15 protein-coding genes and 2 pseudogenes are annotated in these 15287 nt (G+C 69.0%); 11 read left to right on the top strand and 6 right to left on the bottom strand.

Features of this window, described 5'->3' with window-relative positions; translation table 11 throughout:
• The first annotated feature begins 255 nt into the window (after positions 1–255).
• The 4 genes from GobsT_RS06560 to GobsT_RS06545 all read left to right on the top strand — a co-directional run bounded on the left by GobsT_RS06560 (position 256) and on the right by GobsT_RS06545 (position 3776).
• Positions 256–1215: a WD40 repeat domain-containing protein gene (locus GobsT_RS06560; RefSeq protein ID WP_010039360.1), complete on the top strand. Its 960-nt coding sequence runs from the start codon at positions 256–258 to the stop codon at positions 1213–1215.
• A 198-nt stretch (positions 1216–1413) separates the two neighbouring features.
• Positions 1414–1617 carry a hypothetical protein gene (locus GobsT_RS06555; protein WP_010039362.1) on the top strand — a complete coding sequence of 68 codons (204 nt, stop codon included), beginning with the start codon at positions 1414–1416 and terminating at the stop codon, positions 1615–1617.
• A gap of 69 nt (positions 1618–1686) precedes the next feature.
• Entirely contained in the window at positions 1687–1842 is a 156-nt protein-coding gene (locus GobsT_RS06550) for a hypothetical protein (RefSeq protein ID WP_010039364.1), read from the top strand.
• Positions 1843–1964: 122 nt separating this feature from the next.
• Positions 1965–3776, top strand: coding sequence for an RNA polymerase sigma factor (locus tag GobsT_RS06545; RefSeq protein WP_010039367.1), 1812 nt, complete (start codon positions 1965–1967; stop codon positions 3774–3776).
• Positions 3777–4009: 233 nt separating this feature from the next.
• On the opposite strand, the gene GobsT_RS06535 is transcribed toward GobsT_RS06545, so the two are convergent.
• The 5 genes from GobsT_RS06535 to GobsT_RS39440 all read right to left on the bottom strand — a co-directional run bounded on the left by GobsT_RS06535 (position 4010) and on the right by GobsT_RS39440 (position 9314).
• Positions 4010–4324 (bottom strand): TrmH family RNA methyltransferase, encoded by a 315-nt coding sequence (locus GobsT_RS06535; protein ID WP_010039368.1) that lies wholly within the window; start codon positions 4322–4324, stop codon positions 4010–4012.
• A 557-nt stretch (positions 4325–4881) separates the two neighbouring features.
• Positions 4882–5820 carry an SPFH domain-containing protein gene (locus tag GobsT_RS06530; RefSeq protein WP_010039369.1) on the bottom strand — a complete coding sequence of 313 codons (939 nt, stop codon included), beginning with the start codon at positions 5818–5820 and terminating at the stop codon, positions 4882–4884.
• 187 nt (positions 5821–6007) lie between these two features.
• A complete protein-coding gene (locus GobsT_RS06525) occupies positions 6008–6919 on the bottom strand; it encodes an SPFH domain-containing protein (protein ID WP_148087633.1) in 912 nt (303 codons plus the stop codon).
• A 144-nt stretch (positions 6920–7063) separates the two neighbouring features.
• Positions 7064–9022 (bottom strand): alpha/beta hydrolase family protein, encoded by a 1959-nt coding sequence (locus GobsT_RS06520; protein ID WP_246862607.1) that lies wholly within the window; start codon positions 9020–9022, stop codon positions 7064–7066.
• On the bottom strand, positions 9003–9314 hold the full coding sequence (locus GobsT_RS39440) for a hypothetical protein (protein ID WP_246862606.1): 312 nt from the start codon (positions 9312–9314) through the stop codon (positions 9003–9005). The genes GobsT_RS06520 and GobsT_RS39440 overlap by 20 nt, the downstream gene beginning before the upstream one ends.
• A 332-nt stretch (positions 9315–9646) precedes the next feature.
• Between GobsT_RS39440 and GobsT_RS06515 the strand changes: the two genes are divergently transcribed.
• The 7 genes and pseudogenes from GobsT_RS06515 to GobsT_RS40420 all read left to right on the top strand — a co-directional run bounded on the left by GobsT_RS06515 (position 9647) and on the right by GobsT_RS40420 (position 14507).
• Positions 9647–9838, top strand: a complete 192-nt coding sequence (locus GobsT_RS06515; RefSeq protein ID WP_148087632.1) for a hypothetical protein — start codon at positions 9647–9649, stop codon at positions 9836–9838.
• Between the two features lie 94 nt (positions 9839–9932).
• Entirely contained in the window at positions 9933–10478 is a 546-nt protein-coding gene (locus GobsT_RS06510) for a hypothetical protein (RefSeq protein ID WP_148087631.1), read from the top strand.
• Positions 10479–10693: 215 nt separating this feature from the next.
• Positions 10694–11281 (top strand): annotated as a pseudogene (locus GobsT_RS40430) (adenylyl-sulfate kinase); the annotation flags it as partial.
• Positions 11179–11391: pseudogene (locus GobsT_RS40955) on the top strand (hypothetical protein); the annotation flags it as partial. The pseudogenes GobsT_RS40430 and GobsT_RS40955, both read left to right, overlap by 103 nt.
• A gap of 455 nt (positions 11392–11846) precedes the next feature.
• Entirely contained in the window at positions 11847–12527 is a 681-nt protein-coding gene (locus tag GobsT_RS06500; protein WP_010039376.1) for an alpha/beta hydrolase, read from the top strand.
• An 833-nt stretch (positions 12528–13360) separates the two neighbouring features.
• On the top strand, positions 13361–14035 hold the full coding sequence (locus GobsT_RS40425; RefSeq protein WP_010034323.1) for an ISAs1 family transposase: 675 nt from the start codon (positions 13361–13363) through the stop codon (positions 14033–14035).
• Positions 13971–14507 (top strand): ISAs1 family transposase, encoded by a 537-nt coding sequence (locus tag GobsT_RS40420; protein WP_157506518.1) that lies wholly within the window; start codon positions 13971–13973, stop codon positions 14505–14507. The genes GobsT_RS40425 and GobsT_RS40420 overlap by 65 nt, the downstream gene beginning before the upstream one ends.
• A gap of 5 nt (positions 14508–14512) precedes the next feature.
• On the opposite strand, the gene GobsT_RS06485 is transcribed toward GobsT_RS40420, so the two are convergent.
• A complete protein-coding gene (locus GobsT_RS06485) occupies positions 14513–15013 on the bottom strand; it encodes a hypothetical protein (protein WP_148087630.1) in 501 nt (166 codons plus the stop codon).
• Between the last annotated feature and the right edge of the window lie 274 nt (positions 15014–15287).

The following is a 15287-nucleotide window of genomic DNA, read 5'->3' as shown; positions in this document are numbered from 1 at the left end:
AGCGGGGCCGTGGCCGTAACCTCTTTGCGCCACACGCTCAACGGCCGCGCCCGGCCGGCCGACGGAACCGTTCACGGGCTCAACGGCTCGGAAACCAGGGCTTTTGCGAGATGCCGCGACGGCGGCAAGGGAGGTGACCGGTCGCGGGGGCCAGTCTTCAGTAACTTATGGGTCCGTGCGAACCCCGAAGCTGCGGAGGGGCGGCGTTGCGCCCCCCCCGCGTTGCGGGTCCCTGATCGCTGCGGAGGTCGTCGGATGCACCCACTCGTCCCAGTGCTTGCCGTCCTGAGCTGTTTGAACACCGAGATCAGCGACGTGCGCTTGCTACAGGAGTACCGCATCTCCCGCTACGCCCCCGTTGCCACCGTCTCGCTCGCCGCCGACGGCGGTCGGGGGTGCGCGGCGGATGAGAACTATAACCTCATCTTGTTCGATCGGCACGGCTTCGTGAACCTGACGACCAAGCACACGCTCGACGCAACCGCCGCTTCGATGGCCCCGGACGGCACGCAGTTGGCCCTCGCCGGCTCCGCCAATCGCCTCGCGGTCCTCGGGACGGAGACCCTCAAGCCGGTCGCCACGAAGCCGATGAAGAACACGGTCCGGCGGCTGGACTGGCTCCCCTCCGGCAAGTATCTGATCGCGGCAATGGACGAGGAGGAGCACAAAGCCCTGCTGCCCTGGGACGGCACCCACTTCGGGGCCGCGACCACGGACCTCAAAATCCCCGCGTTCGAGCAGCTGGTGTTCGCCCCCGACCGCGACGCCTTCCTCTTCTCGGTTCAGCCCGACCGGTGGAGGTACGTGCGCGCCGCCGCCGGCCGCTTCCGGCAGCATGACCTCGACTTTGCGACCCGCGGGGTCCGATTCGTCACCGTTCTGGGCCTGTCGAGAACGGGCGTCATGGTAACGGCCGAGGACAACCGCAGTCACCTGCGTTCGGTCGCCGCGCCCGACCAGCGCACGGCGCTGCCGGACGACTTCAGCCGAGCGAGCCAGTTCCTGGGCGGCACGCCGCACTACGCCGAGGTGCGGGGGCAGTCGCTTCGCTTCACCAACGTGGCGACGGGGCGCCGCCACGTGAAGGCGCTGGGCGGTGCCGCCGCCCCGACCGTGCTGTGCTGCGCCGCCAGTGGCACGGCGCTGGCCGTCGGTTTCGAGGACGGATGGGTACACCTGTACGAAGTCCGGATGCGGTTCGGCGTCCCGAGGTGATCCCCGAGAACGCTCGGGCCACGCGCGGGGGCGAGCGCGGGCGGCGGTAACGGAACGTCGGGGCGCCCGACGCGCCCGGGCCGTCACTCGCCCCGCGCGCACCCGCAACGCGGGCGCACCGGGATCGGGTCCGAACCGCCCGCCGGCTCGCTCCGGACGCCACGTTCGAAACGGGCCGCCGGGAGGGACGCTTCCCCGGTGCCGATCCGCACGGCGGTGGTGAACCGCGAGGTGTGGGGCGGGAACCGCACGTCCGCAGGCGCGAAGGCACAGGGCGTGTTGATGTCCGTGTTCGAGACATGCCGACGCCAAGCACTCTCGGTCGTGGATCACCTCAGCCAAACGTTGCGATGGTTCGGCAACCGGCTCCTGCCTCGCCCCGCGCTACTACCGGGGCGCTAAACAAGTACGGTCTTCGAAGTCTTCACCCACGAGCACAACCGCGAAGCCGTTGCGGAGCAGGAATACGAGATGGCGGAGGAACACGTCCGCGAGGTGTGCCTGCTGCGCGACCCGACGAACCCCGACCACCAGAGGCGGTTGCGGGACGCGATGGGCCGGCAGGAGGCGGCTCGGGAGCGGTACGTGCAGATGTTGACGGCATCGGACGCCCCAATCACTTCGTAATGTCGAATCGGTGGATTACCCCCAAGCGAGCCGAACGCAAGCGGGCTGCTCGCCGGGGCAGAATTGATGAGGAGTACCCGGATTCATGCAGGGAATCCGCCACCAGTGGGCAGAATAGGGGTATGGAATCGCTCCTCACCTGGATCCGGCACCGGTCACCCGACCCGCGGTCCGACGACGCCCTGCTGGGCGCGTTCCTCTCCGACCACGACGAGCGGGCGTTCGCCGAGGTCGTCCGCCGTCACGGCCCGGTCGTCTGGGGGGCCTGTCACCGGCTCCTGCCCGACCCGGCCGACGCCGAGGACGCGTTTCAGGCGGCGTTCCTGGTCCTGGTTCGTCGAGGGCGCCAGGCGCCGGCCCTGCTCGGCCCGTGGCTGCACCGGGTGGCCGTCCTGACTGCCCGCGGGGTGCGCCGCCGGAACGCCCGGAGGCTGGCCCGCGTCCGCCCCCTCCCGACCGACCTCCCGCGCCCTCCTTCTCCCGCCCCGGTCGACCTGGACGGGCTGCTTTTGGGTCTGCCGGAGAAGTACCGGGTCGCCGTCGTGTTGTGCTACCTGGAGGGGCGGACCGAACAGGAGGCGGCGGAGCGGATCGGGTGCCCGGTCGGCACCTTGTCTGCGAGGCTGTCCCGGGCGCTGGCACGGCTCCGGGCGCGGACCGGAGCCGACCCGCGGGTGCTTCTCGTGGCCGCGGCGACGGGAGCCGTCCCAGCAGTGGCCGAGGCGGTCGCGGTGCGAACGGCGGTCTCGCGGATCGCGGCCGGGGCAACCGGAGCCATACCGAACAAAGTGTCTTCCCTCGCAGAAGGAGTGGTGCGCATGTTACGGCTCAAGACAGCGGCGTGGGTCGTGGTAGCGGGGCTCGTGGTCGTGGCCTGTGTTGGGCTGATCGTTCGGGCTGCAAGCCCACCCCAGGCCCCGCCGGTCGCACGGTCGCCCGACTCGAAGGCGGCGGCGGGCGGCGGCGGCCCTGACCCGAAGGTGGCGGCGCGGGCCGCCATCCGGGAGTACCAGCGGCACTGGGACCGCCTCGACCGGGTTCGCCTCCAGTACACCCAGTACGGGGCCGCCGAGGCGCCCAAGACGTTCGAGGATGCCGCCGGGCTGCGGTGGAAGAAAATGGACAAGGCGGTCACCGGCGACTTCATCCTGGACGGCCCGCGGTGGCTGCTGAAGGTGGACTACGACGACCCGCCGTTCGACCCGAACGGGCTGGTACCGGACAAGGACAACCCGGACCTGGCGTGGGGTCGGGCCCCGCTCACTTACCGGTACCTGGGGAACGGTGCCGAGAACCTGTACTACTGCCCCCGGGACAAGCACGCGTCCCTGTTCGAGGGCGGGGCCGGAGACCGACTCGGCAGCAGTACGCCGCGGAGTACGCCGCTTCACGTCCTCGGGTTCCGCAACCCCGAGTGCAACCCGCACGACCTGCTGGCGGCTACCGACCGGAACGGGAGTGCGTGGTCGGCCGGCTTGCCGGCCGACGTGAACGGGGCCGCGTGCGTGCCCGTCTCGTTCGTCACCCCGAACGGCTTCCGTACCGTGTTCCACCTCGATCCCCGTCGAGGCCACCTGCCGCTCCGCGTTCAGGTGTTCGGGGACGTGAGCGGGAAGGAAGAGGAGTTCGTGCGGACGGACGTACTCGAGGTGCGGGCGCACCCGGGCGACCGGTGGCTCCCGACGAAGGTCCGGACCATTCGGTTTCCTCCCGCGCAGGGGAAGTTCCTCGTAAACGTGAAGGAGGTAACGAAGTGTGACCTGGAGCCGCCGAAGGAGGACGAGTTGAGCGTCGAACTGGCGGCGGGCACAGGCATCACGCGTCAGGACAAGCCGCAGGCGAAGTACGGCTTCCACTTTCCGCAGGGCGGCCGGGTCGGTCCAGACGACCTGCCGCGACTGATCGCCGACTCCGAGCGGAAGGGGAAACCCTGATCTAGCCCTGGCAGAATCAACTTTCAACAGCGTCGTCGGCATGTTGCCGAGCGGTCGGGTCCGGTCCTGAGTCTTGTGGTTATAGGCGACGCAATTGCCGCACGTATCGCACTTCCAGACCGGCAGCCCGTGCAGATCGGGACGGTGAGTATAGACTTCGCATCCGTCGGTGAGTCGCGCCGGGACGTCCTTCTGGCAGCCGCAACAGTCAAGGAAGCGAATCACTGCGAACGTCACGCGGCGGCTTTCGCCATGCGGTCGCACATGATCAGGCTCCCGGCAACAGCCACATTCAGGCACCGCTGACTCGGGGCGTAGACGACCCGATGGCACCTTTCGAGAGCCTGCTTCGACAGGCCGTAGTCCTCAGCACCAAGCAGGTAAACGCAGCGCTCGGGATGCGTGAACTTCGGCAGCGACACAGCTTTCTCGTGCGGGAACTCGACTCCGATCAATCGGCAATCGTGGGGGAGGTGGGCGTAGAACTCGTCGAACGTCAGGTACTGGAAGAGCGGAATGGACCGCCACGCCTTGGTGGTGTCGCTCAACTGGTGGTGGTAGCGCCGCCCGGAACCAGCGCCGCGTCCGGACCGACCCGTCCCGCGGGCGCGCCGGCCGAGCCGTGCGCCGCGCGTGGCCGCCGTGCCATCAGTCTAATGGGGGGCTCCGCTCCGCCGGCCGGGTGTGAGCCGCCCGTCCGGCACCGGGTATCGTGGGCGGCTCGCGCCGTTCGCCTCCGCCGTGCCCGCCGGCGGTGCCGGAACACGCGGGCGCGGCGGAGGCGAACGGCGGCTGTAACGAGGGTTACACCGCCACCCCGCCGGTACTCGATGGGGCACGGAGTAGACATTCGCTGCCGGCGGACGGGTCACGAGCGGGCGATTCGCTGGGGCACCGCTACCACCGAATCGCGCCCGCAAAACCCGCACAGGGCATCACAATGAACGGAGGGCCGCACCGAATGACATTCCGCAAAATGTTTACGACAAGAGGTTTGCGGCGAAATTGGTTCCCGGAGGCGGTTTCGCCCCGCGAGCGGGAATCGGCGCCGGTGGGCCTCCCGGGCGCGGCGCGGACTTCCGGAAGTGCCGCGCGGGAACGGCGATCAGCGCTTCGGGAGCGGGACGACTTCGGTCAGGTTCAGTTCGCCGTTCTGGAGGTGGTGGTCGAGCGGGCGCACCGTGCCGCCGCGCGCCCGCAGCGCGAGCATCGTGCGGCGCATCTCGTCCCACCACAGGAACGCCAGCGCGTCCGGGTTGGTGCTGCGCACGTCGCGGTACGCCGCGAGCTGGGCCAGGAAATCGTCGGCGTCGGCGCCGGCCTGGCGCAACTGCGACTCGCGGTACTCGGTCGCCTCCTGGCCGAGCCGGTAGCGGAGCGCGTCCGCCTGCTGCCGCCGCTGCTCGCGCTCCTGCTGGGCTTGGAACTCCTTGGTGCGGATGCCCGCCTGCGCCTGCGCGACCGCCTCGAACGCCGCCCGCACCTCGTCCGGCGGGGCGATCTGGGCCACGCTCACCCGCTGCACCCGGACCCCGAGCCGCAGGTCCGGGAGCCGTTCCGCGAGCCGCTCCATGACCCACGCCGGCAGCGCCCCGGGGCCGGTCAGCAGCACCTGATCGACGGTCCGGCCGGCCACCCACTCGGCGGCGGCGGCCTCGGCCGCTTGCGCCAGCGCCGGGTCCACGGCGGCGCGCTGGATCACGTAGTCGTCGAGGTCCCGGTCGGTCTCGCCCACCGCGTAATCGACCACGAGCTGCACGTTGACGAGGTTCTGGTCGCCGGTGAGCAACTGGCCGGCGGGGGCGGCGGCGTCGGCGGCGGTCTCGGGGTCGTAGCCGAGCTTGAGCTGCCGCACGGTGCGCACGGGCACGCGGTCCACGCGGTCCACGCCCCACGGGAGCCCGAAGCCGAGCCCCGGCCCGGGGTGCGACACGATGGCGCCGAACCGGCGCACCACGGCGCGCTCCTCCGGGGCGACCTGGTACACGCCCGTCAGCAGGTACGCGGCCAGCGCGACGAGGAAGACGTTGCGAGCGCGGAACATGGCATTCCTGGCGTGTGGCGCGAAACGGGCGTCGTTCCTGATTCAGGTTCCGGTTGTTGGCGTCTTTGTGGCACAGACATTCCTGCCTGTGCGGCCTTCTCGCGCTGCACAGACAGGAATGTCTGTGCCACAAGAAATAGACATAACCAGCCGGATCGTGAATGAGACCGTGGTCGGCGCGGGGCCGTTACTTCGGCGGGGGCGGGGCGGTCGGCGGCCCCTGGATGATCCGCAGCAGCGGGTGCTTGGTGGTCAGCAGCAGCGTGTCGCGGGTCTCGGCCAGCATCGCCTGGAACGACTTCAACTGTTCGAGGAACAGGTAGAACTCGCGGTCCTGGGCGTAGGCGGCGGCGCGGATGCGGGCGGCGTCGGCGGCGGCCTGGCCCTCGATCACGGTCTTCTGCGCCCGCGCGTCGGCCTCCACGATGCGGGCCGCGCGGTCGGCGTCGGTGGTGATGTCCGCGGCCCGCTTGCGGCCCTCGCTCTCGTACTCGGCGACCTTCTTGGCGCGCTCGGAGCGGATGCGCTCGGCGATGCTGGCCCGCACGTCGTTCGGGTAGCTGAACCGGCGCACCCGGACGTCGATCACCTGGATGCCGTACTCCTCCAGGGCCTTGGCGCGGAGGTCGTCGGCCGGGCCGGCCCCGAGCAGCTTGCGGCGCACCCGCTCGTTGCGCTCGTCGATCAGCCGCACGTCGTCGGCGCGGAAGGACGACTCCGGGAGCCCGAGGATCGGGCCGCCGGCGACCGCGGCGAGGGTGAGCTGCGTGTCGGTCACGCCGATCAGGTCCTCGATCGGCATGGTGCTGATGACGGTGGCGAGGCGGCCGTTGATGATCGGCCCGAGCAGCTTGCGGGCCTGCTCGGGGGTGCGGACCGTCTTCACGAACCGGTCCGCGGCGGCGGCGTCGGGGATCTGCCAGGTGACGAAGGCGTCGACGGCGAGGGTCTTGTCCACCGTGCGGGTGACCGGGTCGCGGGTCAGCGCCTCGACCGCCGGCAGGTCGAACGACTGCAACCGCCGGTCGATGCGGAGCACCGAATCGACCGGCCACGGGGCCTTGAGGTGCAGCCCGGCGCCGCGGGCGCCGTCGTGCAGCGCGACGGGCGCCCCCGAACCGGGTGACGTACACGAACTCGGCCGCGTCCACGGTGTAGAACGCGGTCCGCAGCCACAGCGCCACCAGCACGGATCCGACGACCTGTAGGGAGCGGTTCATGGCGTCCTTCAGCGAGGCCCGGGCTACTTCACCAGCCACTCGACCACCTTCGCGGGGTCGAGCTTGTCGGCGCTGCGGGTTAGCTTATTGGCCGCCCCGGCCGCCTCATAGGCCGCGCGGGACAGTTGCCCGGTGCCGGTGTCCTTGTGGTTGTGGACCAACACCTCCCCGGGCGCGCACAGCGCGAGGAACGCGCCGAGCCCGCCGTACTTCACGGCGCCGGGCAGCAGCATCGGGTCGGCGGGGTCTTTGATGTCCTCGAACTTGAACCCGTTGAGGTCGGCCGCGGTCTTCGCGACCGCGTCGCCCGCGAGGGCCTTGGCGAGGACCGCGATCGGGCCGAACTCGCCCCACCCGACGAGGTGAACCGGCAGCCCGTCTTCTTCGTTCCCGCCGAGTACCCGCTTCTCATTGATGTAAGTGCGACGAATAAAGGAGATCGCAGTCAGCGTGTCGTGTACTCGCTGGGCCGGCAGCGAGCGGTTGTAACCGAAGGTGTAGCCGGAGTACCCCTTGTCAACCGCCGTGAACTTGTCGCTCCGGAGTTCACCGGTTCCGAACGCGTCGATCGCGAAGAGGCTGAGCCCCTTATCTACGAGCGCCTGTGCCGGGGCGACGAGTTTCCCCTTTTCGTACAGGCTCGAGTTGCCGGCCGGGTGCAGCCATACCACCCACTGCCCCGTGTCCTTTGGAGATTCGACCTGATGAAATGGAACAAGATCCCCGTGCCAGTAATCAGCCTCCTGCGGAATTGATGTCATCCTGCTCGGGAGCTTGGTTGTCAGTTCAGCCGTTTTGTACGTGTGCCCTGAGTCAGGGGGACCGACGCGGGCGATAACGCCACGGTCTGTCGGGAACCGACCTGTCCAAGCGCTCAGCAGAATACCTTTCGGCTTGTCACTATTCACCATCGCCCGCAGCGCGGTGCCCACCACCCGCCGGAACTCCTTCAGGCTCGCGGCGTCCGTGGGGACCAGCTTCGCCATCTGGGCGTCGCTGGCCTTCGACATGGCCGCCCGGAGCGCCTTGGCGTCGAGTTCGTCCTTCGGGCGCGGGTGCGCGGCGTCGAATACGCTCAGCTCCTTCGGCGGGACCGGCTTGAAGGCCGGCTCCTTGACCTTCTCCTCCTTGCCCAGAAGGTAGTTGCGCATCCAGAAGTACATGAACTCGCGGGCGTGAACGTTGTACTGGTGCCCGTACCGGAGCCACTCCTTCGCGTCCACGCGGTCGGCGGCGTCGTACAGCTTGTAGAGCCGCTCCAGCTCCGGGTACCCCTTGCGCACGAAGTCTTTCGTCCAGTCGTTCGCGCAGGAGAAGGCCATCGGCTTGGGCGCGAACAGCGCGGCGATCTCGACGTTCCCGGTGTTCACGCGGAGCAGCGAGCAGTTCTCGCACACGCACCCGCCCTGCATCGCGGTGCTCACCATCACGGCCGGGAAGGCGCACGCCAGCCGGTCGTCGATGGCCCCGAGCATGAACGTCTGCGTGCCGCCGCCGGACGCCCCGGTCATGCCGAGCCGCCTGGGGTCCACGTCCGGCAGGGCGGCGAGGAAGTCGAGCGCGCGGACGCTGTTCCAGGTCTGGAGCCCCATCTGGCTCTGGAGCCGCAGCTCGGCCTCCGCGTCCCGGAAGCCCGCCCCGTGCGGGATGGCGGTGCTGTCGGCGTAGCCGAGCATGTCGTACTGGAACACCACGAACCCGAGCTTGGCGAGCGTGGCCGGCAGGGCCTGCATGAAGAACCGGCCGCGGTCCAGGTCCGGTTCGCCGCCGCCGTCGACGCTCGCCTTCGCGGCCTTCTCGCCGGCGTCGTGGAACCGCCCGTCGGCCCAGTGCCCGTGCGCGAACAGGACGCCGGGGCGCTTCTCGTCGCTTTCCCGTTCGCAGGGCGGTACAGGTTCCCGCAAACGTAGTGGCCCGGCGTGCTGGCGAAAGTAGACCTTCTCGATCGTGTACTCGCCCCGATCAATCTTCCCGTGAACCACGGCGTTCAGCGGGGTCTTCTCCGGCAGCCGGCCACAGCCCGGTGGCGACCAGCAGTTGCTCGCGGAGCTGTTTCCGCCGCGCCTCCCACGCCTCTTTCGTCTTGGGAACCACGAAGGGGAAGTAGTCGTTGAGCGTTTTCGGCGCCCCGAGCCGGATGTCGGTCGGCTTCTTGCCGTCGGTGAACACCTTGGTCGGGTCGTCCCCGTCGGCCGCCCGCGCGTGGTGGAGCAGCGGGTGACCGGCCAGAATGCCGGCGGCGGGAAGGGCGAGCGCTTCGCGACGCGAGAGCATGGGGAACTCCTGGAAGGTGCGCCCGACATTACGGCACCCCGGGGGCGGCGTCAACAAGGCGGTGCTATTGGCGCGGGCGCCGCCGGACGTTATGAGAGCCCCGCCCGCGGTGCCCGCGCGGGTCGGTCGAGGGTTACGAATGCCCGGGTGTCGGTCGCTGCTCGTTCTCCTGGCTCCGGTCACGCTGGCGCTGTCGGCGTGCCTTCACGTCGACGCGCACATCGGCCCGCGGCCGGTCGCCCCGCCGGAGGCGCAAGGCCGAACCGGCCCCGCCGGCGAAAGCCGATCCGGCCCCGCCGGCCGCCGTCGAGCCCGCGCGGGCGCAGTTCGCGGTGCTGCCGAAGGTGCCGGGGGAGGTCGTCCGGACCAAGCCCGAGGCGCCCGCCACGACGAGCACGAACACCGCGCAGAAGCCGCCCGAAAAAGGCCCTGCCGTCCCGCCCAACATCTTGAAGGCGGGCAGCGGCGAACCGGCCGCGTTTCCGCCGCTCACGCAGCAGCTCGTGCCGCCGAGCCGCCGCTGATGTCTGCGGTCCGCGCGCACTGTGAGGGGCGGCCCGAGCAGGCCATCGAGATCATCCGCCGGATGGAGCCGAACCAGCAGGAGTTCGTGCTGGGGTGCTGCCGATCCTGGCCCGCGGGGCCAGCGCCGACCTCGCGAACGACCCCGCCACCGCCGCCGCCCTCACCGACCAACTGCGCGCCGCCGCGAGCCGGCTCGAACCGCTGGCCGCCCTCAAAATCGAAAAGGTCGCGTTCTGCACCAACGAGCCGGCCGGGTTCGGGCGGTTCGTCCAGCGCCCGACGGCCAACCACTACCGGCCCAACGAGCGGGTCCACTTCTACCTGGAGCTGCGCAACCTGGGCCACCAGCTCACCCCGGACGGGTTCCTGACCCACGTCCACGGGGCGGTCCGCGACGCGAAAGGTAACGTGGTCGCCCAACTCGCCACCGATGACCACCGCCGGGCGCCGGTCGTCAAATTCGAGAAGCGGTTCGTGACCCGCTCGCCGCTCCAGGACTTTTACGTGTGGTACGCCTTCTCCGCCCCGCCGGCCCCGGGGGTGTACACGATCCACGTTCAGTTGAGCGACGCCAGCGGCCGCCGCACCGTGAGCACCCCGGCCGATCGCGCGTGCGAGTTCAACGTGGCCGGGCCGTGAGGCGGTGCCGATCGCGCCCGGTGCCGGCGCCGTAGCTTGGGGTTTCGAGTCAAAAGTCGTGAGGTCAGCAGGTCGTAAAGCCACAAACCATGATTGCCACTGAATTTGTGACCTTACGACTTTCGACAATCGGACTTTTGACTCGAAGCCCTAAAACTGAAGGTAGCTGATTTCTCTTGTGACGAACCACCGACGCCGGGCACCCTGAACGCGCTATGGCCAACATCGTCTTCCACGCCGGCACGGTGACCCGCGAGGAGCGGGCGCAGCTCCTGAAGCAAACGGGCGCGACCATCTGGTTCACCGGGCTTTCCGGCTCGGGCAAGTCCACGCTGGCGATGGCCCTCGAACAGGTGCTGATCCGGCACGGGCACGCGGCGTACACGCTCGACGGCGACAACGTCCGCCTGGGGCTGAACGCGGGGCCGAAAATTCTGGCCGAGACCCGCGGCTACGGCCCGGAACAGGCCGACCGGTTCGGCCTGGGGTTCTCCGCCGCCGACCGCGAGGAAAACGTCCGCCGCATCGGGGAGGTGGCGAAGCTGTTCGCGGACGCCGGGCTCTTCGCGCTCACCAGTTTCATCAGCCCGTTCCGCAAGGACCGCGACGCCGCCCGCCGGGCGCACGAGCAGAACCGGACCGGCGCCGTCCCGTTTATTGAGGTGTACGTAAACACCCGATCGAGACGTGCGAGCGGCGCGACCCGAAAGGGCTGTACAAGCAGGCCCGCGCCACAGTTGGCGCCGGGCAGAAAAGCGGAGTTCACGGGCATCGACGCCCCCTACGAACCGCCGCTCGCCCCGGAGCTGACCTTCGACGCGTCCGCCCAGACCACCGAACAGGGCGTGGAACTGGTGCTGAAGTACCTGAAAGACAGGGGACTCCTGCATTAACCCCGGCGCAACCGCTCTGACACGCTCGGCCGGATTTAACAGGATCGCGGGCACAGAATCGCGCGATCGCTGTCGCAATCGTGTTGATGCCGCCACGGTAATTCCCTGTTGAATCCGGCGCGGCGCACGGTTATGACGCGCTGCGCGGATGCGCCATCGGATGCGCTTGGCGCGGATGCGCCGCGCATTGCGGGACCGTTCGAGACAGAATTTCTTACTCACATTGACGGGCCTGTTGACCCGACCCAGATTTCCTATTCCACTGCATACAGCGCAGCCGGAGGAACCGTGCGACGAACTGGGAAAACGCGCGATTTTGACTCAACTCCGCAGCGCGGGTTTCTTGAATGTGCTCCGCGCCCAACGTAGAGTTGTCGCGACCTGGCTCACGGGCCACTCGCTCAGGCCCCCTCGGACTCGCGGCGCTCACGGAACGGGCGCCAGAGGGGCCACTAACCGGACCATCGGGTTGACCATGCCGGCTCCCAAACACAACCGCGCCGAGCACCCGGCCGAAGGGTTTCGCTCCGCCTTGCTCCCGGCCGCGGGGAACCGGCCGGTGCGCGTGTACCTGCCCGTGGACTACCAGCCGAAGTACGCGTACCCGCTGGTGGTGCTGTTCCACGCGGACGGCGAGTGCGAGGAGCACTCGGCGCGTCTGGTCCCGCTGCTCAGTCGGCGCAACTACATTGTTCTGTGCCTGCGCGGCCCGATCAATCTCGGTGGCCGGGCCGACGGCCTGCCGGCGTTCGGTTGGTCCGGTTGTAACGCCGACCGCGCCACCAAAGCGGCCCTGGCGCACACGAAGGCCCACTACAGTGTGAACGCGGACCGCGTGTTCCTGTTGGGCGTCGGCGAGGGCGCGGCGGCGGCGTGCCGGCTCGGGCTGCACCTCGGCCCCCGGGTCGCGGGGGTGGTGGCGCTGAACGGCGCTCTCCCGAGCGGACGCATCCCTGCGAACAACTTGCGCGTGCTGATCGGGCACGGCGCCGCGAACCCGGTCGTACCCGTCTCGGAGGCCCGGCGCGCCGCCGCGGCGCTGGCCCGGGCGGGCGCCACCGTCCGCGTGACCCCCTACCCGACCACCCACGGCGCTCACCCCGACATGCTCGCCGACGCCAACCGCTGGATCATGGAACAGGTCAGCGGCGCGTGAGCGGCGGGCGTGCCGCCCCCAGGGGCCGCGCCTCGTCCGGAATCGCGGTCGGCCGTTCGATCGACACATCCAGTTCCCCACCTTCTTTCTCTCCGCGGCACATCCACCATTGCGCCGGACGCTTGCCCCCGCGCCGACTGAGCCGATCGTTTCCCCCGGCTGATGGCACGGCGACCCGGGAGCGTTTCCGTGTGCCCGCGCCGGGAGCAACCCGCCCCTCCGATCGCACCGCCCGCCGAACGGGTGGCGCTCTGGGCCGCCGTCACGCCCGCCGGTGAGATCGCCACCGACTTCTGATGTGCCGAGAGCGGTGCCCGGAACAGACACGCTGTGGGCAGAATGCCCTCGGCTCGGCATGGCGTTGCGGCCGCCGAGGCTACGACGGGTCGCACCAACGCGCGATGGCTGGGCGATGAAGATTTTGACAGGATCAACAGGGTTTCAAATCGATCGGTCTTCATCCGTAAATCCTGTCGATCCTGTCAAAATCTGTTTCCATAAGCACAGTGCCAACGGGCCGAAACGAAGCCGGGACCATCCTCCCGTTCCGCTACCGGCCCGAAAGACCTGACCATTCCGACAATGAGCGGTCGTGAAAACCGTTTTGACCGGTTCGATGAGCCGGGGTGAAAACGAGTGCCGGAAGACGATACACACGACGGGTATGGAGATCGGTCGTGACGGAACGGCAGACCGTGCCGTAGGGCGGCACAAAGCCGCTCACGGAGTATCGTGCAAATTTGCAATCAGTCCCTCCAGGGCTACGCACGGATTGACCTTGGGCAAGGTGCTGCATCTGGGTATGTGAGCGACTCCTCATTCGGGAGTCGTCGATGCCCGGGTCACTGGTTGAGCGGTTGGCCGAGTTACCGGACCCGCGGAGCCGGCACGGTCGCCAGTACCCGCTGGTGGGTCTGCTGACCCTGTGCCTGGTGGCGATCCTGGCCGGTCACACCACGCCCGCGGCCATCGCCCAGTTCGGCCGTCTCCGCCAGAAGCGGCTGGGCCACGCGCTGGGGTTCAAGAACGGCAACATGCCGTGCGCTAATACCATTGCCGGGTTGCTGCGGAAGTTGGACGCCGACCACCTGGACCGGATCATCGGCGCATGGCTGGAGGACCGGCACCCGGACGGGTGGGAGCACCTGGCGTTGGACGGCAAGCGGTTGTGCGGGTCCCGGGACGGGGACGTGCCGGGCACCCACCTGCTGGCCGCGTACGCCCCCCAGGCGTCCGCGGTGCTCGCCCAGATGACCGTCGAAGCCACCACCAACGAGCACAAGGCGGCCCTCCGGTTGCTGGACGTGCTGCCCTCGCTGGGCGGGACCGTGGTCACGGCCGACGCCATGTTTACCCACGCCGACGTGTGCGCGAAGGTGGTCCAGAAGGGCGGCGATTACATCCTCTACGCCAAGGGCAACCAGTCCGAGCTGCGGCGGGACATTGAGACCGCCTTCGCTGCCGAGTCCGGCGGCTTTTCCCCCCTCGGTTCCGGCACAGTGGGCTGAGGACGCGAGCACGGCAACCGACCACCGCAAGGGACACGGGCGTGTCGAGCGGCGGACGATCACCACCACGACGTGGCTCAACGGGTACTTGAGCCACTGGCCGGGCCTGGGACAGGTGTTCCGACTGGAGCGCCGCCGGAAGGCGAACGGGAAGGCCACGGTGGAGGTCGTGTACGGGATCACCAGCCTCAGCCGCTTGGCGGCCGACGCGGCCGCCCTGTTAGGTTACTCACGCCGCCACTGGGGTATCGAGAACGGGTTGCATTACACCCGCGACGTGACGCTCGGCGAGGACCGGTGCCGGGTGCGGCGCGGTCACGCCCCACGCGCGTTGGCGTCCCTACGGAACGTCGCCGTGTACCTGTTGCGGAACGCCGAACACCCCAGTGTGGCCGCGGCAACCCGGGCCATGGTCGCCCGACCCGACCTCGCCCTGGACCTACTTAACGCCCCGGCTTCAATCTCTGAGTAGCCCTGTCAGTCCCTCTTGCTTGACTTGTCTTTTTCTCGATTTTCCGCTTCGCGCACGTGTTTCTCTGCCGATTCGATGAGCCGCGGCCGCGCGGACCGCTGAGCGTCCGCGCCGGGCCGATCGATGTACTCGTGCGGGAGGCTCGTGACCAGCGCCGCCACCACCGGGTCTCCCGCGAGCGCGTCACCATAGGCCGCGGCCAGGACCGCATCTTTCGGGGCGCCGCCCCGCACGATTTCCGTGAGCAATCGTAGCGTTTCAACGGGGTTGGCCCGGTAACACGCGACCAGGTCCGGCGGGAGTGTCAGAGTCCGTTTGCCCTGAAACGGCCCCTCATCGGGCCGCGTGTACGTCGGGCCGTTGTCGTAGACCGAGCGACGGACTTGCACCTGCTGGGCGGCCGTCAGCGGCTTGGCAACCGGCTCGGTCGGCCCCGCTTTTGCGATGCCGCTCATTTGCAATAATGTCAAACCAATGACGGCGACCATCACTTTGAGGCGCGACATGGGTACCTTCACGATTTGGGGCGCCGGAGTGTCGTTAAACGTCTCATACATGGCACCGCCTGCGGTGCCGCTTTCTTGACGAGCCGCGACCGCCAGGGAGCGGGATCACGTGTCCCGCTCCCTGGCGGTCGCGGCTCGTCAAGAAAGCGGCAGTATCACCGGGTACGTGTATCAGAATCGGGTGGCCGCGGCCGAATGCAGGCGCGGCCCGGGCGCGGCGTCCGATCAGTTCGGCGGAGTCGGCGCCTGGTGGTGTTCCGCCGGTCCGCCGAGG

The sequence above is a fragment of the Gemmata obscuriglobus genome (genome assembly GCF_008065095.1).
Lineage (GTDB): Bacteria > Planctomycetota > Planctomycetia > Gemmatales > Gemmataceae > Gemmata > Gemmata obscuriglobus.
The sequence above is the reverse complement of the archived record's forward strand: the minus strand, read 5'-3'. Positions and strand labels throughout refer to the sequence as shown.

Coding starts and splice junctions, on each gene's coding strand:
- GobsT_RS06560 (WP_010039360.1), top strand. CDS start 256: ATGCACCCACTCGTCCCAGTGCTTGCCGTCCTGAGCTGTTTGAACACC.
- GobsT_RS06550 (WP_010039364.1), top strand. CDS start 1,687: ATGGCGGAGGAACACGTCCGCGAGGTGTGCCTGCTGCGCGACCCGACG.
- GobsT_RS06545 (WP_010039367.1), top strand. CDS start 1,965: ATGGAATCGCTCCTCACCTGGATCCGGCACCGGTCACCCGACCCGCGG.
- GobsT_RS06530 (WP_010039369.1), bottom strand. CDS start 5,820: ATGTTCCGCGCTCGCAACGTCTTCCTCGTCGCGCTGGCCGCGTACCTG.
- GobsT_RS39440 (WP_246862606.1), bottom strand. CDS start 9,314: ATGCTCTCGCGTCGCGAAGCGCTCGCCCTTCCCGCCGCCGGCATTCTG.
- GobsT_RS06500 (WP_010039376.1), top strand. CDS start 11,847: ATGCCGGCTCCCAAACACAACCGCGCCGAGCACCCGGCCGAAGGGTTT.
- GobsT_RS40425 (WP_010034323.1), top strand. CDS start 13,361: ATGCCCGGGTCACTGGTTGAGCGGTTGGCCGAGTTACCGGACCCGCGG.
- GobsT_RS06485 (WP_148087630.1), bottom strand. CDS start 15,013: ATGTCGCGCCTCAAAGTGATGGTCGCCGTCATTGGTTTGACATTATTG.